The sequence below is a fragment of the Marivita sp. genome (assembly GCF_048006345.1).
Taxonomy (GTDB): domain Bacteria; phylum Pseudomonadota; class Alphaproteobacteria; order Rhodobacterales; family Rhodobacteraceae; genus Marivita.
In genome coordinates this window covers 2151179-2175939 of the sequence record NZ_CP180351.1, presented here as the reverse complement: position 1 = coordinate 2175939, position 24761 = coordinate 2151179, and the positions used below count along the sequence as shown (strand labels likewise).

Sequence of the window (24761 nt, the reverse complement as noted above, 5' to 3'; positions counted from 1 at the left end):
GTTTTGAAAGGCTTCGCAATGTTCCGTCGGATTTCTCTTAATACCGTATTGGCGGTCAGCCTTATGGCGGCGCCTATTCCCGCAATGGCCAACGATGCTTTGATCGGTGGTATTATCGGTGGGGTGATTGGCGGTGCAATCAGCAACAGCAACAAACAGCGCAGTTCTGCGCCCAAGCGCACATACACAGCCGCCGCGAAACCGAGCATCAGCAGCGCGCAGCGCGAGTTGAATCGTCAGGCGCAGGTCGCACTCAATTATTTCGGGTTTAATGCAGGCACGCCGGACGGTGTAATGGGCCGCAATTCCCGCGCCGCGATTTCCTCGTATCAGGCGCATTTGGGGTATTCTCCGACGGGCCAACTCACGTCTTTCGAGCAGGATTTCCTGATTTCCTCTTATTACCGTGCTCAAGCTGGCGGACCAAACACGGCACAACTGATTGCAAGCAACCCGCAGGGCGTGCGCGGCCTGCTGATCATCTATCGCGATGAACAAATGAACGGCTCGGGCAACAGCGCCACTGCTGCGATCGGCGGGCATTACGGCTTGCCTTCGATCGTTGCCGCGGCGGTCAATGAAGTGGCCAAAAGCTCGGACCCGTCAGCGGAACAACTGGTTCAGCGCCATGGCTTTATCCAGCTCGCGGATATCAACGGCGATGGGCAGACGGATTATATCATCGACACGTCGGTGACCGGCTCGGCCTTCTGGTGTAACGCGCAAGCCTGTACGGTTCGGGTCTTCGCATCGACCCCTGAGGGGTATGAGCGCAATGACTTCCAGGCGTTCAATGTGACCCCGGCGATGTTCTCCTGTGTGCGCGGAACATGCACAAAGACCGACAATGCACCGCAAATGGCGGCTGCGAATCTTGCACCGCAAGCTGCACAACCAACTCTGCCTCAAACCCAGCTGGCCGGTGCACCTGCAGCAGCTATGCCTGCTTTGCCTGTGCCCAGCGCACAAGCCGTGGTGAGTGGTCAGGTGCCAGCCGCCGCGGCCGCGCCCGCAGCGCAATTGCCTTCGTTCATGGTGGGCGGGCAAGCCCCGGCGCAGCAATCTCTCGCGTCTTTCTGCAACAAGGTCAGCTTGCTCACCAGTTCCAATGGCGGCTTCGTCACCGAAGCAACGCTCAGCGATCCGGATTTCGCACTGGCTGAACAGATGTGCCTCACACGCACTTATGCGATGGCACAGGGTGAAGACCTGATGGCCAAGGTGCAAGGTGCAACGCCCGAGCAGATCACCGCGCAGTGCAAGGGTTTCGGGCCGGTGCTCAAAGACCATGTTCTGGCCGTTTCGCTGAAATCACGCGAAGAGGTTTTGCAAGGCGTCTCGTCCTTCATTCTGTCGAGTGGCATGTCGCCCCAACAGCTTGCAGGCACAGCGCGCGTCTGTCTGTCGGTCGGCTACCGGGTCGATGATATGGACGTTGCGATGGGATCGGCGCTGCTGCTCACCGCGCTCGGCGAAGCAGGGTATGCTGAATTGACGGGACACCATCTGAGCCAGGGGATCGGCGCGTCGAAGCGTAGCGAGATTGCGGCGTCATGGTACGATGCGGCTCTCAGTTCCTTTGGTGCAAATGGCGTTTCGGTGTTCGCACCGGGTCAGCCAGAGCGTATGACCCTTGTCCAGAAGGCAGCGATGATGATGTCCGGTCAGCCCAGCGCAGCGGCAGCACCGGTCACGCAGCCTCAGCAGGCGGCCTTGCCCTTGCTGGTTCTGGAATAAGTCTAGGGTCATGAACTTATTTGCATCCCGGCACTGCGTCGGGATGCATTACCGGGGCAACAGCCCCGCCTCCTTGATCGTCGGGATATGGCGTCGGCTGACCGGGATGTCACCCCCAATGGTCATTTGCAACACCGCCCGGTCGCCATCGCGGGTGACTGCGGCGACCTGATCGAAGGCCGCCCAATGCGAACGGTGCACCTGAGCGCCGGGTGTGGCACCCACTTCGCGGATCGCATCTGCAAGGCGCATCAGGATCATCTCTTCTCCCTTGGTGGTACGCACGCGGACATAATGATCCTCGACCGAGATCGCGACCAAAGCCCCGCGTTTGTCGAAGGGAAGGCGGTCGAGCAACGGCACCGTCTCTGGAGCATCTGCGGGCGCGGGGGACAGGTGCCGCGAGAAGAGGTCGATAACGGCCATCACGATCACCGAGATCACCAGCGTCGTGCCCGCGAGCGTCAGACTGCCGGGGCCAAAGGGCACAACGCCAAAGACCGGCCAGTTCAGCGCACTGACAAGCGCAGTCATCGCGAACCCGGTCAGGCATCCCGCCAAGAGAATGCGGGCCAGATGCGCCCTGCCAGAGAGCGAAGGCCGCAAGACCGCGTAGGCGATGAGATAGCCGATGACGTAGCCGAGAACTGTCAGCACAGTCCAATACACCGCACGCGGCAGCAGCGACAGCGAAGACAACGTCCCGAACGGCCCGATCAGCCACAGCACCACGCTCACCGCCGCCAACGCTGTCAGGGTCAGCGGATGCAGCAAATGCGCCCGCCATTCACGAAGCGCGGGATGCGGGCGCGGGTCACTCACGAAGCTGGGCCGTCATTGGCGTATCCTTTCTGGCGGCATGCGGTGCCGCGTCGTTTTGGTGCCTCATCGACACCCTGACGACAAGAGGACGCCATGACGCTTTTGCCTTTTCTGACTGCCCCGATGCCCATTCAGGTACATATCATTGCCGCTGTGCTGGCTCTCATCCTTGGGCCAGTCGCCCTTTATCGACGCAGGCGGGACCGGACACACAAGGTGGTTGGCTATGTCTGGGTGACAGCGATGACGGTGTTGGCCGTCGGGGCGTTCCTGATCCCGTCGCATTTCACACCCATCGGCATCGGCCCGTTGCACGGGTTCGCGATTCTGACGCTCTGGTCGCTTTGGACCGGGATCAAGGCCGCCATCGCCCGCGACATCGAGCGGCACGAGGCGATCCTGCGCAGCCTCTATTCGAACGGTCTCATCATCGCCGGTGCCTTCACTTTTCTGCCGGGCCGCACGATGAATCGGATGCTGTTCGGGGCGCCATCACAGCTGGGTTGGCTGGTGATCGCGGTCCTTCTCGGACTGGTTGCGCTGCGCGTCATTCGGCAGCACAGGGCGCGATGGGGCTGGGCATGAGAGTTTGTCAAAATTTGCCCTTGCCCCCGATTGCGACCTTCGCTAATGAGCCGCCTACCAAGTCAAGACAGTGCGGTCGTGGCGGAATTGGTAGACGCGCAGCGTTGAGGTCGCTGTGGGGTAACTCCCGTGGAAGTTCGAGTTTTCTCGACCGCACCATTTTTCAGAACTACGCCAGATTAGCCGGTCGATTGGCCAAGGAAAGCCTAGCAGAATTTCTTTTGCTCCAGATGGCAGATAGCGCGCGTCACCCAGTAACGCCCACGTTGTTTCGACCAGATTTCCGCATCATATTGCGCTCGTGTGCTGCCTGAGAAAATCGCTCGGTCGATGAGGCTTTCATCGTCGTCATGGAACAAGCCGTGTTGTGTGTTGTGCTCTGTCTTCAGAAGCTCATCAAGCGGACCGTTCGGTTGGTTTGCTCGATGATGTAGCTGAATCTTCGCGCCATCTTTGCCATAGGGTGGTTGGCCGTTCAGCATAATTTCGATGTTCTTGCCGTCCCAGGTCCAGAGTTGCCCCCTTAGCAAGCCGACCCACGGGTCCTTGTATGGATCGGTTCCCCGCATTGCGAGGCCTCCATCGTAGATCTTGCCGTATCTGGTTTCGAGTATTTGTGGGATGCGAACTCTCTCAAGGCCGCACGGGTTCTTTTTCAGGCTGGAATTGCCTTTTTGCTGAAAAGTCAGGGACATGGCGTCCGTCCATCAAATGTTTCCTGATCAATGTGAAATTCAGAATACACTATTTTCGCTAGTTTGTCTCATCAGCAAGCGCTTGTCTTGGTGGTGCTACTTTGCAAGCCGTTTTCGGAACACTCGCGCTGCCAAGGGCGCGCCCATGATGACGACGAAAATCCGCAATACATGGTGCGCCACGACAAAGGCGACGTCTGCCCCCACGATCAGCGCAAGTACAGTCAGTTCCGCCTGACCTCCGGGGGCGAAGGCCAGCAATGCCTCCCTGCCGGGGGCCAAGTCGAGTCCGTAGATCGCCTCCACAAAGATCAGCGTCAGCACGATCAGGATGCCGCAAAAGCCCAGACCGGCGGCGAGGTCCTTGCGAATCTCGGCCATCGTGATCCCGGCGTATTTGGTGCCGATGGTCATGCCGATGAAGAACTGCGCGGCCCAGATCGCTTCGGCAGGGGGGCGGTTGTGCAGCCCGCCTGCGAGCGTCAGCGCGGCGGTGACGATTAAGGGCCCAAGGATTGACGCGCCGAAAAGGCCCACCCGTTTCGCCAGTCGCCAGCCGGTGATCGCGCAGACGGCCATCAGCAGCAGCTCCAGTGGCGGGATACTAGTCGCGGGCGCACCGGGCGGGTTCGACAGGTCCGCCTCCCAGATGCCGATCAGCAGGAAGGGCAGGGCGACCACGATCACCATCACCCGTGTCGCGTGGATCAGGCTGAGCGCGCGGACATTGGCACCGGCTTCTTCGCCGAAGACAATCATATCCTGCAAGCCACCCGGCATGGTCGCGTAATAGGCGGTGGCGAAATCGTAGCCGCAGAAGCGCTGGAAATAGGGCACGCCGGTCACCCCGATCACCGCGACCATCACGGGGACCAGCAGCAACGTGGGCCACATCGCCGGGAAGGTTGCCAGCACGGCGGGGGTCAGCGTTGCGCCAACGGCGACGCCCAGAATGGTGCGCATCGTGTCGTTGAGCGGTTTGACCCCGCGCATGGGCACACCGGCAAGGGCTGCGGCAAGGCAGGCAAAGATCGGTCCCATCAGCCACGGCAGCGGCAGATGTAACAGCTTGAACAGGGCCACACCCACACCTGCGATCGCAAAGGTGCGCAGGACGACTATCATGCGGACATGCCTTTGAGTCGGTAGCGCAGCGAAGTTTGCAGATGTGCCTCCGCAGCGTCGGCGGCGCGGTCTCCATCTCGCTGGCGCAGCGCGGTGGTTACGTCGCCATGCTGCGACACGACGATGCGGATGCGGTCGGGGTCTAAGTACGTCGTCGGGCCAAGCAGGATCAGCGCGTTGTTGATCGCCTCGGCCGAGGCCAGCAGAAACCGGTTGCGGGCGGCGCGGTAAAGCGCCTCGTGAAAGTCCTGATTGATCGCCGCGCCCAAAGTTGGCGTGTCCTGTGCATCGAGGATCCGGGCGTTCATGTCGTCCAGCGCGTCGAACTCAGCCTCGGACCCATGCTGTGCCGCCATACGGGCGGCGGTCCGTTCGAGCACGATGCGCATCTCGTAAAGCTCGACCACCTCGGTCTGCGAAAGCTTGCGGATCACCGCGCCGATGCGGGGGCGGTGTTCGACAATGCCGTTGTTTTCCAGCCGCCTGATCGCCTCGCGCACAGGGGTGCGGGAGAGGTTAAGCCGTTGGGCCACATCTTCCTCTCGCAACCGGTCACCGGGCGCAAAGTCACCGCTGCGCAGGGCGTCGATCAGGCTGGCATAGGCTGCCTCGCCGCTGGAGAAGGAGGATTTATTGGGGTCGGACATTTTGTATCCCTTCGGATACAAAATGAGTACGATATCAATTGGAGCGAGTCAAACATCCGCGGACGTAAAAAAACGCGCCAGGAGTGGCGCGTTCTCGTTCGGCTAAATCAGGGATCAATCCGCCTGCGACAGTTGGAACGGCTCAGGCACCATGCCATGTACGTTTGCGTGTTCCAAGGCACCTGCGTCCAAAAGCTCTTCGTGGACCATCAACACCTTCATGCCATGCGACAGGTCTGTGCGGTCGTGAATGGCGCGAATTTCGGTCTGGTCCTCGGCGTCGAGTTTCGCAATGTCGAAGTCGGTCACATAGGCGCTGATGACCTCGGGCAGCGTTTCGGCCGAAAGGCTCAGGGGCATCAGTGTCATCAGTGCAGCAATCAGTCGGGTCATGGTCTGGTATCCGTGTGGCAGCGGTTCACCAGATCAACGCGGATTTGCGGCGCAAAGTTCCGAAGTCGCGCCACAGGGTGTCGCGGTACGGCTTTGTAACGCCGCCAAATGTAGGGAAAATCCTAAGGCAGCGTGCCTAGCCAGAACCATGCTGTGATGACGGACAATGCGCTTGCCATCAGCACCGAAGAGGCCACGACCCGACGCGCGCGACCATAGATGTTGGCAAACACATAGCAGTTCACACCCGGCGCCATCGCGGCGGTCAGCACGGCGCTGCGGAACGCGCTGTCGTCGAGATCGAAGGCGGTGCCGAGGGTCCATGTGATCGACGGATGCAGCAGAAGGCTGATCGAACATATGAACAGAATGATCCGCATGTCGCCTTCTGGCCGGTAGCGGAACAGCACACCCCCCATGGCGAACAAAGCCGCTGGCAGGGCGGTGCGCACCATCATGTCCAGCGCATCGGTGAAAGGTGCGGGCAGGGACACGTTCAGGACATTGAACACCGCACCGAGCGCGATGCCGATCACCAGCGCGTTTCGGAACATCGCCTTGGCCACAAGCACCGGCAGTTCGCGGTTTGGCTGGCCTGCGGCGCGGGCGCGGACGAACTCCATCGTCGTGATGCCCAGTCCGTAGCAGAGGGGCGAATGCAGCGCGATAATCGCGTAATTGGCAGCGAGCGCATCCGGCCCGAAGGCGCGTTCGGTGATCGCTAGGCCCAGAAGGACCGAATTGGCGAAGAGGCAGGTGAAGCCGATGGCCACGGCGTCTTCCCAGTCGCGGTTGAAGAGGTAGCGCGCGCCGAAAAGGCCCGCGAAAAAGCAGGTGAGCGATCCGGAATAGAAGCTGATCAACAGGGGCAGCGAGAAGCTGTCACCAAGGTCGAGTGTCCAGATGGCGCGGAAGAGAAGGCAGGGGATGGCGACGTTCTGGGTAAAGGACATCAGCCCGTCGATGGAGGCCGCCGACAGCAGCCCGCGCCAAGCCACAAGATAGCCGAAGCCGACAACCAGAAAGACCGGCAGGATGATGTCGAGAAGCGCCTGCATCAGTCGCGTGTCCGTACGGTTCGCCCGCCGTATTGTACGGTCGGCGTCACGCCAGCGGCTGCGTGATCACCATGCCGTCATAGGCCGGTGTGATGTGGTCGGGGGTTTCAGCGTCGACTGTCGCGTAGTCGAGATCAATATGCATATTGGTCAGAACGCCTTGGCGCGGTTTGGCGCGCTCCATCCATTCGAGCGATTGCGCCAGATGCGCATGGGTCGGGTGCGGATCGCGGCGCAGGGCATCGAGGATCCAGACATCGAGGTTTTGCAGATGGTCGTTCCAGACATCCTCGGGGATCTTGGCGACATCCGGCAGGTACGCCAGATCGCCAATGCGGAACCCCAGCGCGTCGATGCTGCCGTGGTTGACCTTGAACGGGGTCAGGGTGACGGTGCCCCCCGCGCCGTCGATATGAACCGGGCCATTAATCGTGTTCATGTCCAGGATCGGCGGGTAGGGGCTGTCCGCCGGTTGCACAAAGGCATAGCCGAACCGCGAGAAGAGATCATTCTGCGTGTCGCCATCGGCCCAGACCTGCAGCCGCTTCCGCATGTTGAAAACGATCATGCGCAGGTCATCCAGCCCATGAACATGGTCAGCATGGCTGTGGGTGTAGACGACTGCGTCCAACTCTCCGATCCCGGCACTTAGCAATTGCGCGCGCATATCGGGACTGGTGTCGATCAGAACACGTGTGATGCCCGCGTCGGTGACGCGCTCGACCAGCATGGAGCAGCGGCGGCGGGTGTTCTTGGGGTTGTCGGGATCACAGGCACCCCATTGTCCGCCAAGGCGCGGTACACCGCCAGACGACCCGCAGCCAAGGATGGTGAAACGCATTTCGCCCATTATGCGGCGGCCTCGTATTGCGCGGCTTTCCAGAACAGGCGCTCGAAATTGGCCTCGGTCTGGGCGGCGAACTCTGCGTAGTCCATTTCGTAGATCTCGGCGCCGACGCGGGCGGTATGGGCTGTGTACGCCGGTTCATTGCGTCTGCCGCGATGGGGTGGCGGCGCAAGGTAGGGGCTGTCGGTTTCAACCAGAACGCGGTCCACCGGGGCGACGGCGAAGATGTCCCGCAACTCCTGACTTTTGGGGAAGGCGGCGATGCCGGACATGGACAGGTAGAAGCCAAGGTCCAATGCGGCGCGTGCAAGCTCTGCTGACGAGGAAAAGCAATGCATCACACAGGTATAGGGCTTGGTCTTGAACCCATCTGTGAGGATTTGCGCCATGTCGTCATCGGCTGCGCGGGCGTGGATGATCAGCGGCAGGCCAGTTTCCTGCGCGGCCTCGATATGCACCTTCAGAGAGGTTTTCTGAATCCCAGCACTTTCGGCGGTGTAATGGTAATCGAGCCCGGTTTCCCCGATGCCGACGAATTTCGGATGCTGCGCCAGTTTGACCAGTTCATCGACCGTCGTCAGGGGTTCATCCGCAGCACTCATCGGGTGGGTGCCTGCGGCGTAAAACACCGGGTCAAATTCCTCGGCGATGGCGCGCACCTGCGGCTCAAGGCGCAGTCGGGTGCAGATCGTGACCATGCGGCGCACACCGGCGTCCAGCGCCCGGGCGATCACCTCGGGGCGTTCTTCGTTGAAATCCGGGAAGTCCAGATGGCAATGGCTGTCGGTGATCTGCGGTATAGACATGAGGCTGGTATCAGGGATGCAGGCAGGAGCGTCAAGACGTGGCTTACGACCTGGGGCAGCCCTCCTGAAGGGCAAGGAAGCTGGAGAGCAGAAGCGACCCGGCCTCCACATTCACCGCCCGACCGTGGCGCAGGCGTTCGCCCTGATCCTGTGCCAGTTGCGCCCAGTGCCGGGCGGCTGTGGGTGAGGGGCAGAGGCGTTGGAAGGTCTGCGCCTCTTGCGGTGCCGCTTCGGGGTCTGGGGGCTGACCCGTGGCACCCGTACGGGCAAGCCGGGTCAGGGCGCGGTCGAACAGACCCAAGAGCAGATCAAGCCGCTCTTCCTTACCACGGCCTGCCGCGCTTTCGGCCAAGGCGATGGCGTGCTGGCGGCTGAGGTCGGGCAGGGTAGAGAGCAGTTTGACGAGGTCTGCATAGAGTTTGAGCCCGTCCTGCTGCATCAGGCGCACCGCTTCGCCCACAGAGCCGCCAGAAAGCGCGGCCAGTGCTGCGGGGTCGGATACGGTCTGGTCGATCTCGGTTGCTGCAAGCGCCTGCGCCATGTCGGCGGCATCGAGTGGGGCCAGCCGCAATTCGCGGCAGCGCGACCGGATGGTGGGCAACAGGCGTGAGGGCTGGTGGCTGACCAAGAGCAGCGTTGTGCGGTCTGGTGGTTCTTCCAGCAGTTTGAGGATCGCATTGGCGGCGCTGACGTTCATGTCGTCGGCGGCGTCGACGATCACCACGCGCCGCCCGCCATCGGCAGAGGACAGCGCGAAAAATCCCTTGAGGCGGCGCACCTCGTCGACGGTGATCTGGGCCTTCAGGCGTTTGGCCTTGTCGTCATAGGGCCGACGCAAAGCAAAGAGGCCCGGCTCTGATCCCGCCTTCATGCGGCGGGACACGGGATGCTCTGGATCGATATGCAAATCGGTCGGGGGCGGTGGCGCACCGAAGAGGCCATCCTCCTGAGTGATGGGTGTGGCCAGCAGGAACCGCGCGATCTGCCATGCCAATGTGGCTTTGCCCACGCCACGCGGCCCGGTGATCAGCCAGCCGTGGTGCAGCCTGTCGGAACTGAAAGCTTGCAGGAAATCCGCCTGCGCCGCGTCCTGACCGTAAAGCTTGAGCGTCTCGCGCGGATGCGGAGCGCCGTCGATGCGGTCTGGTTCTGGCTGTGTCGCGTCACTCATGTCAGATGCGGGCTTACCGCAGCCCAGACATCCTCTGCAACGCTGTCTGCGTCCCGCGCGCCGTCGATCACGCGGAAGCGGCCGGCATATTCCTTGGCCAAGGCGAGAAACCCAGCGCGCATCGCCTCTTGCAGGGACGCGCCGAAATCCTCGAACCGTTCTTCGACGGTGTTGCGCGCCTTGGCGCGGCTGAGGCCGGTTTCCGGGTCCATGTCGATCAGCAGGGTCAGGTCAGGTTCCACCCCGATCATCAGATCGTGCAGAGCATCCACCTTGGCCCGTAGATTGCCGCGCGATAGGCCCTGATACATGCGGGTGCTGTCGGCAAAGCGGTCGCAGATCACGACTTTGCCTGCCTTAAGCGCGGGCTGGATCGTGCGTTCCAGATGGTCGCGGCGGGCGGCGGTGAAAAGCAGGATCTCAGTCTCGGCAGACCAGCGATCGGGATCGCCCTGCAACACCAGCGCGCGGATTTCCTCGGCCCCCGGGCTGCCACCCGGTTCGCGGGTGTGGATCACATCCACCCCTTCCGCGCGGAGCCGGTCCGCCAGCATCCGCGATTGCGTGGATTTTCCCGAGCCATCAATCCCTTCGAAGCTGACGAACAGCCCGGATCGGCTCACATCGTATCCTCGGCGGGGGTCTGCATGCGGCCCAACAGAACCTGCGACACGCTCATCATCCGCGCGACGAAGCCGCTCGCCGGCACCGCGCTGGCTGCGAAAAGTGGGATGCGGTGTTCGGGCAGGCCCTCGGGGCTGATGATCAGCTCGGCCAGCTGCCGCCCTTCGACGATCGGTGCTTCGATCGGTCCGGTGTAGACCACCTCGGCAGTCACGCCCTGGCCGGGGGTGTTCGGCAAGAGCAGCGTCACGTCTTCCTTGGCCATAAGGCCAACGGTCTCGCTCGCCCCCATCCAGACATCGGCTTCAGCGATCACGGCACCCGCGCGGGTGACGGTCTTTTCCGCGAATTGGCGGAAGGCCCAGTTGACGATGGATTCCGATTCCTGTGCGCGGGCCTCAGCCGTGTCCAACCCGGTGATGGTAAAGATCACCCGGCGGTCGCCCTGCTTGGCCGATCCGACAAGCCCGTAGCCCGCTTCCTGCGTATGCCCGGTTTTGAGCCCGTCCGCACCGATCCCCAGTGCCAGAAGCGGGTTGCGGTTGAACCGGTTGGAGGACTCGGCCTCGTCGAACAGAAACTCTTTTTCCGCAAACATCGGGTAGAATTCAGGGAAGTCTTCGATGATATGGCGGGCCAGCAGGGTCAGGTCGCGCATCGACATCACATGCCCCGCAGCCGGCCAGCCGCTGGAATTCTTGAACACGGAATTGGTCATGCCCAATTGCTGCGCGCGTTGCGTCATCATGCGGGCGAACCCGGCCTCGGATCCGTCGGGAGACAGGGCTTCGGCCAACACCACACAAGCGTCATTGCCCGAGAGCACGATGATACCTCGGATCAGGTCTTCGACCGAAACGCGTTCACCCTGACGCAGGAACAGTGTCGAGCCGCCAAAGGAATTGGCATGGGCCGACACCGGCAGTTCCTCGTCCATGCGCAAACGACCGTCTCGCACCGCTTCGAACGCGATGTAGAGTGTCATCAGCTTGGACATGGACGCAGGCGGCAGAGCCTCGTCTGCATTTTTTGCCAGAAGCACCGTGCCGGTCTTCTCATCCAGCACGAACGCGGCAGTGGCCCGCGTGTCGAACGCCGCTGCAGAAGTTGTGGACAGCAGCAGCGCGGCAAGCCCGGCGGAAACAAGACTGCGGTATTTGCGGATCATGGCAGCTCTCCTGTCATACCTGCGGGGTCGGGTCAGTTGGTGACGGCATAGGCGTCGGTAAAGCCTGTATCCTTGATCTTGGCAAGCAAGGTGCTGCGCTCTGCGCGGGTCTGTGCCGGTCCGACCAGAACGCGCCAGAAGGTCTTGCCGCTGGAGGTCTGTTCCAGAACCGTGGGCACCATGCCCGCCTGTCGCATCGCGGTTGCGGTGTTGTTGGCGTTCTGTTCGATGCTGAAGATGCCGATCTGGATGAAGGGCTTGTCCAATGTGGACGTGGCGGCGGGCGCGGCCGCCGGGGCAGGTGCGGTATCGAGGGCTGCAGCTGCGGATTCCGCAATCGGATCAAGCGTAGACTCCGCGACATCGGTCGGCGCGTCAAAGCTGCCATCGCCGATGGGCGCATCCTGCAGCGGCGCTGACGCGGCGTCGTCCGGGACTTCCTCGCGGCGCAGGGCAACAACGTTCAGTTGCGTGGGCGCGCCAGCCAGAACCCCGAGGGCCGCGGCGGCATCGGAGGAGATCTGCAGTCGCGGTCCGGGCGTTTCACGCTCCTTGCGGAACAGCGCACCGATCACGAAGTTGCCGTTGGTCTCGTTGCGGATGATCACCCGTTCGGGCTCGGACACATCCGGGTGTGCCGCCCAGACGCCCCCCAACGAGGGGCGACCGTCCCAGAGGCCGTTTTCGCTGACCTGGAACACCTCTGGCGCTTCGACATCGCGCTCAACCAGCCGCGTGGACCGGGTGCCAGCCGCAGGTGATGCGTCTTGCGCCGCTGCATTAGAGCCGCCCTGCAGAAATGCGGGAAGGTTTGCCCCCTCGCATCCGGCCAGCGCAATCAGCGCCGCGCTGCACATCGCGGTTGTCCGCGCGCTGCGCCATAGCGGAGAGTTGGTGATCCTGAAGTCCATTGCCTGCTCGCCTTCTGCTATGCCCATTCGGGCGCATGTCAGGGCTGATCGCCCCGCGCCGCTCGTTGTTTTGCGCAAAGCTTACAGTCTTCGGTGCGTCAAGAAAAGTCTGACGGCATCGATGCGCAGATTTTCCCCGCTGCCGCTTTCAGAATCGGATTTCAGAGGCTATGTGACCTGCCACCGGAGGTTTGGCAGAGTGGTCGAATGCGGCGGTCTTGAAAACCGTTGGGCGTGAGAGCGTCCCCAGGGTTCGAATCCCTGAGCCTCCGCCACCAAGCATTTTGAAATAGTTTCGTTGGGTCGCCTGTGGCGGCCTTTTTCTTTTGTTTGTATGAGCTTGACGTTTGCCTTGGTTTGTCTTGAGTTTCTTTCGATGGGGCCTATATTCGCTCCTTGAGTGGTATGGAATGTGGTATTTCTGGAATGGCCCTATCTGGGAAGCTGACCAAGAAGTTGGTGGAGAATCTGGGCGCTGGGCGTCACGGCGATGGCAACGGGCTTTACTTGGTTGTTGACCCGTCCGGTGCGCGGCGTTGGATCGTGCGGGTGGTAGTCAAGGGTCAGAAGAACAAGAAGGGCGCGCCGTTGCGCACGGACTTTGGTTTGGGTGGCGCGGACGTTGTGACGATCAACCAAGCGCGCGAACGGGCTTTGGAATACCGACGTATGGCCAAGCAGGGGCTGAACCCCCGTTTTAATGCGAGGCAGGAAATCCCAATATTCGAAGAAGTGGCGCAGCAGGTGCACATTGACCGAATGCCGACATGGAAAAACGCCAAGCATGGTCAGCAATGGATCAACACCTTGCGGGACTACGCTTTCCCCAAGATTGGTAAGATGCCGATCGACAGCGTTGGTCAGCCGGAAGTCATGATGTGCCTTGCGCCAATCTGGACGGAAAAGCACGAAACCGCGAAACGTTTGGCGCAAAGGATCAAGACGGTTTTGGATGTGGCGCGATCCAAAGGCTTTCGATCCGGCGAAAACCCGGTCACTGCGATCAAGGAGGCCGGTGTGCTTCCCAAAGTCAAAACCAAGCCGAAGCATCACAAGGCCATGCAATGGAAGGAAGTTCCTGCGTTCTATGCTGACCTGAAATCACGTAACGCGATGGCGGCAAAGGCGCTGATGTTCACCTGCCTGACAGGATCAAGAACGGGCGAGGTTCTGGGATTGCGTTGGGAAGAGATCGACTTTGAAGAGCGGCTTTGGACCTGTCCGGCCGAGCGGATGAAAACAGGTGAGGATCACCGAGTTCCACTGACAGATGAAATGCTGGCGATCATTGAACCGTTGAAGGCGCTGCGGTCGGAGTATGTGTTTGAAGGGCAGAAGCGGCATAAGCCTTTGTCCAACATGTCGATGCTGATGTTGTTGCGCCGGATGCAAGTCGAAGGCGTCACAGTGCATGGGTTCCGCTCAACCTTCCGAGATTGGGCGTCCGAAGTAGCCAACGTGCCCCGAGAGGTTGCCGAAAAAAGCTTGGCGCATTCGGTCGGGTCAGACGTAGAGCGGGCTTATGCACGGTCTGATCTTCTGGAAAAGCGTCGTGTGTTGATGGAAAGGTGGAGCCAGTTCGTGTCTGGTGGCGTTGGCGAAGTGATTAGTCTCCGGATTTCCGAAAAAAGTTAGGCAAAAAGGTCGACCCATCGACACCTTTTAACAAACTCACATCAATTGAAACAAACCGAGAACAGTTCTTGCCGTGTAAAAAGGTCTAAGCGATAGTACCTTTATGCGGAACTATTTGAACAGTGATGGTGACTCGGATTTAGCGGAGAAGCTGCACCGGATCATTGACGAACTCTTGCGGCCATTCGGTAGGGGAAGTCCGCGAAACGGCTTCTTTGGTACGGGCTTGCCTTTTGATGTCACGAAGCCCAACCAGCATGACTCGAAAGCGGACTTCACGCGTGAGTACGAAATCGTAAAAAACAGCCTTGCGCATGTTAATAGTATTTTGTTCACGATGATCGACGACAAAGATCCTGAAAAAAAGAAGACTCTAGATCAGTTGCAGCGAGAGATTGATCGAAAACTGCGTCTTGCCACGTCCCAAGCAACGATTGAGACCACAACTGATTTGATCCGTCGAAACGTTGCCGACACCGGCGGTTTTGTTGTAACCCTTTGGCTTTTTGTAGATTTTCAGAAGGTGTTGCGTGCTCGTTTAAAGGAGTTAGATGAGCAGCGTGATAAGTTCTGGAATGTGCCTCACCGTGCTCCCGACTACTATGCGCGGGCAATCGCAAACCGTCTGGCGAAGCTCTATGCAAGAGAGACAGGTCAACGACCAACCTCTGGAAGTTCGCCTGTTTCTGGCGCGTCTTCGACAAGCTTTACGAAGGCATTGGAGCAAATATTCGAAGTGCTTGGTATCCAAAGTGGTACCCGATCCCCGGCTGATTGGGCGATTGAGCATCTAACCGAAGAAGATTTTATGCCACATCAGAACGCTCTGGCAAATTTGGGTTTTCCAATAGATGACAACCCGCCCCAGATGGGCTCACTGCTTGGAACGCTGCTTGAAGGTGACGACACTTAAGACCTTTTGGCCGACGTGATCTCGCTTTTTACGAACAGAATCAATCATGCCTGAATGTCTCCGAAGAAAACCAATGGAGACTAAAAAATGGCAAACCTATTTGAGCAAAACCGGAACTACGTTCTTGGCGATCCTGAACTTCAGCTGATTGGTGATCGAGACAAGTTGGCCCAATGGCGTCATAAAGGCATGGGCCCTGCCTTCTACAAGCTGGGCCGCAAAATCATCTATCGCGGCGCTGATCTTAATGCTTGGGCCGAAGCCAACCGCGTAGACCCTGCGCAAGGGGCTGAGTGATGGCGCGGCGTTTCCCGACACGGGGCCTCTGCAAAGATCGGGTCTATGCGATCAAAAATGCAGCACGCATCATTGGTGTGTCAGAGGCAACCTTCCGCAAGTGGCCCAAGGATGGTCTGCGCCTGATAACGGATCAACGCCCGTATCTTGTCAGAGGCGCTGACCTTATCGAGTTCATGCAAAAACGGGCAGCCGCCAACAAGGCCCCGACCGAGAAGGGACAGTTTTATTGCATGACATGCAAAGTACCGCGCAATCCTCGCGATGGAACTTTGACCTACAAGGCCACCACTGCTCTGACGGGACGGATAAGCGGCATTTGTGACGCTTGTGGTGGCAAGGTTGGGCAGTTCTGCAGCGCAAACGAGGCCGGTGATTTCATCGACCTGACAGCCGTGCCGCCCAAGGCTGGGTCACACGCCTAGTTTGACCCAGCAATCTGCACTCAAACGCACACTTCGGACCTGCCGAAGACACCCGCCTTTTTGCAACGTCCAAGCATTTCAATTCCAACCGCCAACACAAAGGATACTGGCATGAAAAAGATCGACCCAAAAAACGAACGTCTGAAACTCGAATATCAGGAATACCTTCGACACGCTGAAGGTTTGGATCACAAGACCATCGACAAGGTGATGGCCGCGATCCGGCAGTTCGAGATGTGCACCAATTGCAAGCCGTTCCTGCGCTTCAACAAGGATCAGGCTATGGCATTTAAGGACTGGCTGGACACCGCCCGCAACAGCCGCACGGGCAAGCCGCTATCCAAAGCAACGATAGCATCAACGCTTCGAGCGGTGCGCGAGTTCTTCCGATGGACTGCTGGCCAGAAAGGATACAAGGCTGCAATTGGCCGGAATGATTGGGTCTACTTCAAACAGGCGCGCAAGGATGCCCGCGCGGCCCAAGCCTCCGCACGGCGCGCGGTGCCCAGCGTGGCACAGGTCGAAAGAGCATTCGAAGCAATGCCTGATGCGACAAGTCTTCAGAAGCGCGACCGAGCCCTTTTAGCCCTTCTGATGTTAACGGGCGCGCGGATCGGCGCGGTGGCGTCTCTGCGCCTCAAGCACGTCGATCTGGAGCGGCGGCACGTCTTTCAAGATGCCCGCGAAGTGAACACCAAGGCGGCTAAGACAATGAACACCACATTCTTCCCGATGGGTGATCAATACATCGCTGCCTTGGCTGACTATATTTTTCATTTGACCCAAGACCTGATGTTCGCCCCCGAAGACGCACTTTTCCCCAAGACTGAAATCATACGCGGCCCTAACGGTTTTGAGGTGGCAGGCCTCTCGCGGCATCCCTTCGCTAGCACCGGGCCATTGAACGAGATCGTCAAGGAAGCCTTTGCCGCTGTTCAACTGCCCCGCTACACGCCCCATAGCTTCCGACACATGCTGGCTCTGCATGGCGACAAGCTGTGTTCAACGCGCGAGACGTTCAAGGCATGGTCGCAGAACATGGGGCACACTAACCCGCTGACCACTGTGTCAAGCTATATGCCCGTATCTGCTGATGCCCAGCGCGAGATCATCTTGGGATTGGGTGGTCCGAAAGAAACTTGATATGCGGGCAGCCCGTCGAAACGGAACGCCAGATGGAATTGATCCTTAACATGGCGCGGTCCGAATAAGTCGATCGTTGAGCAATCACAAGTTGACTAAAGCCGCGCAGAATGGAACGTCTCTAGGAAAAACCTGAGGGGTTCTATGCAGGGATCATTGACTGCCGCGCTTGAAGAAATGCGCCTTCGCTCATTGTCTGAGTTTGAAAAAGGCGAGTATTTCGAAAGGCTTGTGAAGGTTTTCCTCCAAGAGGATACCTTGCAGAGCCAGTCATATGACAAAGTTTGGCTTTTCAAGGACTGGGCGGTCGAACGGGGTCTTCCTGCGAATGATACCGGGATCGACTTGGTTGCGCGACATTCTGACGGTTCTGGTTTTTGCGCAATCCAGTGCAAGTTCTACGCCGCTGACAGCAGCATCAGCAAAGCACAGATGAACTCGTTCGTAGCAGCCGCCTCGACGAGAGAATTTATTAGCCTGATTATCGTCGACACGACATTGCGTGACTTCAGCCCAAATCTCACGGCAATTCTTGACCGTTCGGAAAAGGACTGGCACCGCATTTCGCTGGCTGACCTTGAGAAGAGCCGCATAGATTGGTCGGCATACCTCAGAGATAAAACGGTCAGGCTTGCCGAACCGAAAACGCTTCGTGATCACCAGAAAGAGGCGCTGGAGGCGGTTCGCGCGGGCTTGCATGACGCTGATCGCGGCAAGCTGATCATGGCGTGTGGTACGGGCAAGACCTTCACTGGCCTCAAGATCGCGGAAGAGCTTGGCGGCAAAGGCAAGTTGATCCTTTACATGGTGCCTTCGCTTGCGTTGATGTCCCAAACGGTCCGGGAATGGAAAAACGACTGCGCTGACGATTTCTTGGCCTTCTCTGTCTGCTCAGATGTGAAAGTTGGCAAACGTCAGAGCGATGGCGACGTGATCCAGTTCACGGTTCACGATCTTGCATTCCCTGCGACGACTGATGCCGCCAAGATCGCGCAACAAGTTGAGGACAGTGACCGCGAAAAGATGATCGTGGTCTTCTCGACCTACCAATCCATCCAAGTACTGACCGCCGCCCAGAAAACCCACGGCTTGCCGGATTTCGACTGGATCATTTGCGACGAGGCGCACCGCACCACAGGTGCGACCATCGGAGACGATGAAAGCAACTTTGTCCGTATCCATTCAGACGAACACGTCGCAGGCAAGAAACGCCTCTACATGACTGCGACCCCCAAAATCTTTGGGGAAAACGCAAAGTCGAAGGCCCAGCAAAATGATGTGGCGCTGGCGTCAATGGACGATGAGGCGATGTTCGGCAAAGTCCTGTATCATCGTGGCTTTGCATGGGCGGTCGAGAATAACCTGCTGTCCGACTACAAGGTCATCGTGCTGGCTGTTGATGAAGGTCTAATCAGCGCGGGCGTTCAAAACCGTCTGGCCGAATCCAGCGAAATGAAACTGGACGACGCGACCAAGATCATTGGCTGTTACAAGGCGCTGACCAAACACGAGCTGATTGGCGAAATCGCGGAAAACCCCAAGCCGATGAAGCGGGCGCTGGCGTTCTGCAAAAACATCGCAGTCTCCAAAATGATCACCGAAGAGTTTGCTGCAGTCGTTGAGGAATACCGCAACAATGATGAAATCGGGGATACCAGCGGGCCAGCACTCGACGTTCAAACCCGCCATGTGGACGGCACCTTCAATGCCAAGCAACGCGAAGACTGTCTGGATTGGCTCAAGGCCGAAACGGATGATGACACCTGCCGCGTTCTGACCAATGCGCGATGCTTGTCTGAGGGGGTAGATGTGCCTGCGTTGGATGGCATCATTTTCATGCACCCGCGTAACAGCCAGATTGACGTTGTTCAGTCCGTGGGCCGCGTGATGCGCCGTGCCGAAGGCAAGGACATGGGGTACGTCATTTTGCCCGTCGCGGTGCCTGCTGGCGTGGCACCAGAAGACGCGCTGAATGACAACGAACGCTATAAGGTCGTCTGGCAAATCCTGAACGCGCTACGCGCCCATGACGAGCGGTTTGATGGCACCATCAACCGGATTGGCATCGAAGGTGAAGATGTCTCTGACAAGCTGCAAATCATTGGCGTATCGCAAGAACTGATGGCGACCACTGCCGTAGTCGAAGACATCGACCTCAACAAAACGAAAGCCACGGCACGAAGCGACGTTGGCGGGCAGGCTGGGGATCGCGGCGATGATGAACTTGTCATCGAAGGGCCGGAAAATACCCAAGGCGCATTTGTGTTCGATGAACTGACTAAAGCCATCCGCGCCAAGATCGTCGAGAAATGCGGAACCCGCGAGTATTGGGACAAATGGGCCAAGGACATCGCCAAGATCGCGGAAACCCACATTACGCGGATCAGAACCATCACCGCCAAAGAAGGTCACGAACGTGATGCCTTCTTGGCGTTCTTGGATGAAATCCGGGACGATCTGAACCCGGAAATCTCAGAATCAGACGCCATCGAAATGCTGGCTCAACACCTGATCACCAAACCCGTCTTCGACACGCTGTTCCGGGACAACAAGTTCACCAAGAACAACCCCGTGTCCAAGGCGATGGAAACTGTGCTGGATCAGCTCCACCATCACAACATCGGAAAAGAGGCTGAGACGCTTCAGGGATTCTATGACAGCGTTCGCAGGCAGTCAGAGGGCATCACCACCGCAACGGGGCGACAGGCGCTTGTGGTGCGCCTCTATGACCAGTTCTTCCGCTCTGCCTTCCCCGCGATGACGCAAAAGCTGGGGATCGTGTATACCCCCGTCGAGGTGGTGGATTTCATCATCCATTCCGTCAACGACGTGCTGAAATCAGAGTTCGGGCAAACGCTGGGCAGTAAGGGCGTTCATATCCTTGACCCATTTACCGGAACGGGAACGTTCGTCACGCGCCTGCTGCAATCGGGGCTGATCAAACCCGAAGAGTTGGAGCATAAATACAAACACGAAATCCACGCGAACGAGATTGTCTTGCTGGCCTACTACATCGCCGCGATCAATATCGAGGCGGTCTATCACGACATGGCCAAGGAACACGCGATTGCACAGGGTAAGAGCGGCGAAGACATGCCTTATGCACCCTTCGATGGGATCGTGCTGACGGATACGTTTCAACTGTACGAGCAAGACAAGGACATGATCGCGGACCTATTGCCGGATAACTCAGAGCGGCGAACGGCCCAAAAAGAGCGCGATATTCGGGTGATTGTTGGTAACCCACCGTATTCCTCTGGCCAGCGGAGTGCCAACGACAACGCCGCAAATATTGAGTATAAGAACTTGGATGCAGCAATCGCAGGTACTTATGCAGCCCACTCGCACTCATCCAATCTGCAAAACCTTTACGATAGCTACATTAGGGCATTTAGGTGGGCCAGTGAACGAATTGAAGACTCTGGCGTTGTGGCTTTTGTTTCTGGAAGCGCGTGGATTGAGCGGTCGTTTGCGGATGGGATGCGAAAGTGCTTGGCTGAGGAGTTTAGCGATCTTTATATATTTCATCTGCGCGGTGACATTCGAAAGAACATGCTCTCGAAGGGGGTAGCTAAAGAAGGTCAGAACATTTTTGGTTCGGGGAGTATGACAGGAATTTCAATTGCGATCATGGTTAAATGCGCTTCGAAAACGGCGCGAGGAAGAATACACTTTCATGATGTTGGTCTTGACCTAACAACTATTGAAAAATTGGATGCGCTTCGGACCCTTAAGTCAATAGAAGGAATTTCTGAGAAGGGTGGCTGGAAAATTATTATACCAGATGAGCGCAATGATTGGCTCGATCAAGTAGACACTAGTTTTGAGAACTTCATTGTGACTTTTGACAAATTGAGAAAAGAAGCTTCGATTTTTGCTACTGCGACTATGGGTATGACCTCAAGCCGAGACGCTTGGTGTGTCAACGCTAGTAAGGTCAACCTCGAACAAAATATAAGGCGAACAGCAAGCTATTATAATCGAAAGCTAGAGTTTGGGGCAGACTTAGGCGCGGACCCAAAAGAAATCAGTCTAAGTCGCAGCCTCAAAGGTCGATTTGCGAAGAGAAAGCCCATAAGCGTTGATGTCGAAACGATCTATTGTACTCTCTATCGCCCCTTTCAAAAGCAAATGACCTATTTCTCTCCACAGTTGAATGAGTATATATATAAACTGCCTCAACTTTTTCCGACGAAAGTCGTTAAGAATTTGGTGTTACAGGTGTCTGGCGTTGGCGCGCGGGCCGGATTTTCCGCCTTAATTATGGACGCACTACCCAACTATCATACGATTGATTCGGGAATGTGTTTTCCTCTCAAGCTTTACGAACCCGCCAGCGCCGAGGACGGCCTCTTTGCTACGGGCGAAACCGGCTACACCGAACGCGACGGGATCAGCGATGCGGGACTAAAGCACTTCAAAGACGCCTATCCGGGCGAGCAGATCAATAAGGAAGACTTGTTCTATTACATCTACGGCCTTCTGCATTCTCCCGACTATCGTGAGCGATTCAAGAACAACCTGTCCAAAGAACTTCCCCGCATCCCCGCCGTCAAAACCGCCGCCGATTTCTGGGCATTTTCCAAGGCGGGCAGGGCGCTGGGCGATCTGCATGTGAACTACGAAACCGTTGATCCATACCCCGTGGTGATCGCGGAAGGCGACCTGCGCTTGGCCCATATCGAAGACCCTAAAGCCTTCTACCGCGTCGAAAAGATGAAGTGGGGCGGCAAGGGCAAGGTGAAAGACAAAACCGTCGTCCACTACAACCCGCGCATCACCATGACAGGCATCCCGCTTGAGGCTTATGACTACGTCGTCAACGGCAAACCCGCGCTGGATTGGGTGATGGAGCGCCAATGCGTGAAGAAAGACAAAGCCAGCGGCATCGTCAACGACGCCAACGACTACGCAAACGAAACAGTCGGCAACCCTGCCTATCCGCTGGAGTTGTTCCAGCGGGTGATCACGGTAAGCTTGGAGACGATGAAGATCGTGAATGGGTTGCCTGAGTTGGATATTGATTGATGTCGGTTGATCAGTGTGTCGCATTGGTGCGTAGAGCGGTTGCGCGAGTTACAGAGCAAGTGAATGCAGGCAATTTCTCGGACTTCAACGAGGCGACAATCCAGCATCATTTGGCGTTTCAACTGCATCTAGATGCTGTTTTTCAACGTGGCCACGACTTGGACATTACACTGGAGAAGAAGATCAGGCGTGCTGCTGGCAACTTTCCCAAAAAGAACCGCGCCACCGCAAACATCGACATTTTTTTTCAATTGCCTGATGATGGTACGCGGTGCGCAGTTGAGTTGAAGTGTTTTCATTACGCCAATCACCGAGAGCCGAACAATCGCTATGACGTCTATGCTGATCTAGCAAATTTAGAAATCTATCTGGAAGAACATGCCGATGTAGGTGTGTTTGTCTTGTTCACCGACCATCGTCATTATTTTGACAACACGTATCGCGCCATGAGACCTGCAACCAGTGGTTTCAATACGCGCGAAGGCCATCAGTATCATGTGGGTACTGAACTAGTATATGACACAGTTGATCCTTACGGCCCCCCCCCTCACCCTAAATAGGAATTTTCGATTTTTGTGGGGAAACGCGGGACATCCAGCTCGTTTGCTAATTTTGGAAGTCAGATGACAGAAGTAATCCGAGGCTAAAATGGAACTAACGACATTCACCACGAACCCGCGCTCATTGGAAGACTTGCTTAAGGAAGCAAAGAACGGGAAGATACAGCTCCCCGATTTTCAGCGGTCATGGGTTTGGGACGAAGACCGTATAATTGATCTTCTCGCGTCCATCTCCCGCGCCTTTCCCATTGGCGCAATCATGACATTGAAGACGGGTGGTGACGTGAATTTTCACCCTCGACCCATCCAAGGCGTGGATGAGAAAACTCAATACCCGCCAGAAGAGCTTTTGCTCGATGGGCAGCAACGGTTGACGTCAATATATCAGGTTGCCATGCGTGGTGAAGTTGTTGAGACGACGACAATCAAGCATAAGAAGATTAAAAGATGGTTTTACATCGACATTCGAGCAGCAATTGATCCATCTATTGACAAAGTAGACGCCATTTTTTCAGTGCCGGAAGACAAGAAGCTCAAGTCGAGTGATCGATGGCCATCCGGCCTGAATCTTCAAACCCAAACTGATGAGTTCGAGAACCTTATCTTTCCGATATGTGAGACATTCAATTGGAACAACTGGCAGCGGGATTTAATCACATTTCTAAATGAGAATGGCACGTTTGGTGAACTTTGGAGTGACGTGATCGTTCCTTTTGAGCAGCAGTTTATAAGTGTCTTTAGGGGGTATGATGTACCCGTTATTTCTTTAGGAAAGTCGACAAGCAAAGAGGCTGTTTGTACCGTTTTCGAAAAGGTCAACACCGGTGGTAAAGCTCTCGATGCTTTTGAGTTGGTTACAGCCATGTATGCCGCCGAGGGTCACAAGTTGCGCGATGACTGGTATGGAGATGGGAAAAGCAAAGTCGGTTACGCTGCCCAAATTGCAGCGTTCAACTCCATTGGGGAAAAGAAGGAAGGCGTGCTTAGCAAGGTGGACAACACCGATTTCCTTCAGGTTATCTCCTTGTTCCACACGCGTGATTTGCGACTGGCGGCAGTTGGCGAAGGCAAGCAGGGTAAAGATCTTCCACAGGTTACAGGAAAGCGCGCGGCCTTGTTGAATTTGCCGCTCTCCGCATACCTTACTTATCGGGAGAAAGCTTTGCTCGGTTTTGAGAGGGCTGCGAAGCTCTTGCATATGTTCAGTATCTTCTATGTCCGTGACCTGCCGTATCAAACGCAGGTCATACCTCTAGCCGCGATACTTGCTGATATTGGCCAGAGTTGGGAGAGCGCGGCGGTTCGAGAAAAACTAGCGCAATGGTATTGGTGCGGCGTCTTTGGGGAACTGTACGGCTCGGCTGTTGATACGCGCATAGGATCAGATTTTATGGAAGTTCCAGCATGGTTTGAAGGCGGCCCAATGCCCAAGACAGTCTTGGAAGCCAATTTTCATCGAGACCGACTGCTTTCCATGAGAATGCGCCTCTCGGCTGCATATAAAGGCGTAAACGCGCTTCTTATGAAGAGCGGGGCAAAGGACTTTCGGTCTGGTCAAAAATTTGAACACACAAGTTTCTTTGATGAAGCGGTGGATATTCATCACATTTTTCCGCAAAAATGGTGTTTGGCCAACGGCAAAGGGCGAGAGTTCGACTCCATCATCAATAAGACGCCATTGTCAGCACGTACAAACCGCATAATTGGCGGTGACGCCCCGTCAAAGTATCTTGAGAAGTTGGAAGCTGGTTCTTCTGACGCTGAAAATGTTGATCCTAAGGAGCTAGACAGGTACCTGGAGTCACATCTCATCGATCCAATACTGCTTCGCGAAGACAAGTACGAAACGTTCATGTCTGTCAGACAGCAGAAGCTCCTTGACTTGATCGAGAGCGCCATGAAGAAGCAGGCTGGCTCGGATCAAGATGACGAAGGCTCTTGGGGGGAGCAGGTAGCTTAAGCGTGAAATTGTTTGCTTTTGTATCAATGAGTGGTATTTTGTGTGGTATAATTATTTAGTAACCAAGAAAAGTCAATATATTTCAATGTCTTGGTGGATTAAGTAGGCGGACTGAGCCTCCGCCAGATTTCACAACCCAGGTCCAACGCTCTTCATTTTTTTTGGGCTTTTGTCGAAATCACGTTTCCTCAGGTGTCATCCGATCAGAAGA

At 57.1% G+C, this 24761-nt stretch carries 22 protein-coding genes and 2 tRNA genes; 12 read left to right on the top strand and 12 right to left on the bottom strand.

From position 1 onward, the window contains the following. Nucleotides 1–18 precede the first annotated feature (18 nt). Nucleotides 19–1737 (top strand): peptidoglycan-binding domain-containing protein, encoded by a 1719-nt coding sequence (locus tag ACMVPR_RS10695; protein ID WP_416882867.1) that lies wholly within the window; start codon nt 19–21, stop codon nt 1735–1737. 48 nt (nt 1738–1785) lie between these two features. Here the strand turns inward: ACMVPR_RS10695 and ACMVPR_RS10690 are convergent, their stop codons facing one another. Next, nucleotides 1786–2559, bottom strand: a complete 774-nt coding sequence (locus tag ACMVPR_RS10690; RefSeq protein ID WP_416882866.1) for a LytTR family DNA-binding domain-containing protein — start codon at nt 2557–2559, stop codon at nt 1786–1788. A 93-nt stretch (nt 2560–2652) separates the two neighbouring features. On the opposite strand from ACMVPR_RS10690, the gene ACMVPR_RS10685 reads away from it, so the two are divergent. Then, nucleotides 2653–3144, top strand: a complete 492-nt coding sequence (locus tag ACMVPR_RS10685) for a DUF2306 domain-containing protein (protein WP_416882865.1) — start codon at nt 2653–2655, stop codon at nt 3142–3144. Between the two features lie 72 nt (nt 3145–3216). After that, nucleotides 3217–3303: transfer RNA gene (locus ACMVPR_RS10680), tRNA-Leu, on the top strand. Nucleotides 3304–3350: 47 nt separating this feature from the next. Here ACMVPR_RS10680 and ACMVPR_RS10675 read toward each other — a convergent pair. From ACMVPR_RS10675 to ACMVPR_RS10625, 11 genes are all read right to left on the bottom strand, one after another. Then, nucleotides 3351–3839 (bottom strand): HNH/ENDO VII family nuclease, encoded by a 489-nt coding sequence (locus ACMVPR_RS10675; RefSeq protein WP_416882864.1) that lies wholly within the window; start codon nt 3837–3839, stop codon nt 3351–3353. Nucleotides 3840–3935: 96 nt separating this feature from the next. Then, nucleotides 3936–4964, bottom strand: a complete 1029-nt coding sequence (locus ACMVPR_RS10670; protein ID WP_416882863.1) for an AbrB family transcriptional regulator — start codon at nt 4962–4964, stop codon at nt 3936–3938. Continuing rightward, nucleotides 4961–5611, bottom strand: a complete 651-nt coding sequence (locus ACMVPR_RS10665; RefSeq protein ID WP_416882862.1) for a GntR family transcriptional regulator — start codon at nt 5609–5611, stop codon at nt 4961–4963. Before ACMVPR_RS10665 ends, ACMVPR_RS10670 begins: the two co-directional genes overlap by 4 nt. Nucleotides 5612–5725: 114 nt before the next feature. Then, nucleotides 5726–6004 carry a hypothetical protein gene (locus tag ACMVPR_RS10660; protein ID WP_416882861.1) on the bottom strand — a complete coding sequence of 93 codons (279 nt, stop codon included), beginning with the start codon at nt 6002–6004 and terminating at the stop codon, nt 5726–5728. A 122-nt stretch (nt 6005–6126) separates the two neighbouring features. Beyond that, on the bottom strand, nt 6127–7062 hold the full coding sequence (locus tag ACMVPR_RS10655; protein WP_416882860.1) for an AEC family transporter: 936 nt from the start codon (nt 7060–7062) through the stop codon (nt 6127–6129). A gap of 46 nt (nt 7063–7108) precedes the next feature. Then, entirely contained in the window at nt 7109–7912 is an 804-nt protein-coding gene (locus ACMVPR_RS10650) for an MBL fold metallo-hydrolase (protein WP_416882859.1), read from the bottom strand. Then, nucleotides 7912–8715: a TatD family hydrolase gene (locus ACMVPR_RS10645; RefSeq protein WP_416882858.1), complete on the bottom strand. Its 804-nt coding sequence runs from the start codon at nt 8713–8715 to the stop codon at nt 7912–7914. The genes ACMVPR_RS10650 and ACMVPR_RS10645 overlap by 1 nt, the downstream gene beginning before the upstream one ends. Nucleotides 8716–8758: 43 nt before the next feature. After that, nucleotides 8759–9886, bottom strand: coding sequence for a DNA polymerase III subunit delta' (locus tag ACMVPR_RS10640; RefSeq protein WP_416882857.1), 1128 nt, complete (start codon nt 9884–9886; stop codon nt 8759–8761). Next, nucleotides 9883–10509 carry a dTMP kinase gene (gene tmk, locus ACMVPR_RS10635; protein WP_416882856.1) on the bottom strand — a complete coding sequence of 209 codons (627 nt, stop codon included), beginning with the start codon at nt 10507–10509 and terminating at the stop codon, nt 9883–9885. The genes ACMVPR_RS10640 and tmk overlap by 4 nt, the downstream gene beginning before the upstream one ends. Continuing rightward, nucleotides 10506–11678 (bottom strand): D-alanyl-D-alanine carboxypeptidase family protein, encoded by a 1173-nt coding sequence (locus tag ACMVPR_RS10630; protein WP_416882855.1) that lies wholly within the window; start codon nt 11676–11678, stop codon nt 10506–10508. The genes tmk and ACMVPR_RS10630 overlap by 4 nt, the downstream gene beginning before the upstream one ends. A gap of 32 nt (nt 11679–11710) precedes the next feature. After that, a complete protein-coding gene (locus ACMVPR_RS10625) occupies nt 11711–12589 on the bottom strand; it encodes an SPOR domain-containing protein (protein WP_416882854.1) in 879 nt (292 codons plus the stop codon). Between the two features lie 185 nt (nt 12590–12774). Here ACMVPR_RS10625 and ACMVPR_RS10620 point away from each other — a divergent pair. The 9 genes from ACMVPR_RS10620 to ACMVPR_RS10580 all read left to right on the top strand — a co-directional run bounded on the left by ACMVPR_RS10620 (nt 12775) and on the right by ACMVPR_RS10580 (nt 24550). Next, a tRNA-Ser gene (locus ACMVPR_RS10620) sits at nt 12775–12864 on the top strand. 151 nt (nt 12865–13015) lie between these two features. Beyond that, nucleotides 13016–14224 carry a tyrosine-type recombinase/integrase gene (locus ACMVPR_RS10615; RefSeq protein WP_416882853.1) on the top strand — a complete coding sequence of 403 codons (1209 nt, stop codon included), beginning with the start codon at nt 13016–13018 and terminating at the stop codon, nt 14222–14224. Between the two features lie 103 nt (nt 14225–14327). Next, nucleotides 14328–15137, top strand: a complete 810-nt coding sequence (locus tag ACMVPR_RS10610) for a hypothetical protein (protein WP_416882852.1) — start codon at nt 14328–14330, stop codon at nt 15135–15137. A gap of 87 nt (nt 15138–15224) precedes the next feature. Next, nucleotides 15225–15434, top strand: a complete 210-nt coding sequence (locus ACMVPR_RS10605) for a MerR family transcriptional regulator (protein WP_416882851.1) — start codon at nt 15225–15227, stop codon at nt 15432–15434. Continuing rightward, complete coding sequence (locus ACMVPR_RS10600) at nt 15434–15859, top strand: hypothetical protein (RefSeq protein WP_416882850.1); 426 nt, start codon at nt 15434–15436, stop codon at nt 15857–15859. Before ACMVPR_RS10605 ends, ACMVPR_RS10600 begins: the two co-directional genes overlap by 1 nt. A 111-nt stretch (nt 15860–15970) precedes the next feature. Then, nucleotides 15971–17002 carry a tyrosine-type recombinase/integrase gene (locus ACMVPR_RS10595; protein WP_416882849.1) on the top strand — a complete coding sequence of 344 codons (1032 nt, stop codon included), beginning with the start codon at nt 15971–15973 and terminating at the stop codon, nt 17000–17002. 144 nt (nt 17003–17146) lie between these two features. After that, the gene (locus ACMVPR_RS10590; RefSeq protein ID WP_416882848.1) at nt 17147–22030 is read left to right on the top strand and encodes a DEAD/DEAH box helicase; all 4884 of its coding nucleotides are present in this window, start codon (nt 17147–17149) and stop codon (nt 22028–22030) included. Beyond that, entirely contained in the window at nt 22030–22590 is a 561-nt protein-coding gene (locus ACMVPR_RS10585; RefSeq protein ID WP_416882847.1) for a hypothetical protein, read from the top strand. Before ACMVPR_RS10590 ends, ACMVPR_RS10585 begins: the two co-directional genes overlap by 1 nt. An 88-nt stretch (nt 22591–22678) precedes the next feature. Then, nucleotides 22679–24550: a GmrSD restriction endonuclease domain-containing protein gene (locus tag ACMVPR_RS10580; RefSeq protein WP_416882846.1), complete on the top strand. Its 1872-nt coding sequence runs from the start codon at nt 22679–22681 to the stop codon at nt 24548–24550. Nucleotides 24551–24761 lie beyond the last annotated feature (211 nt).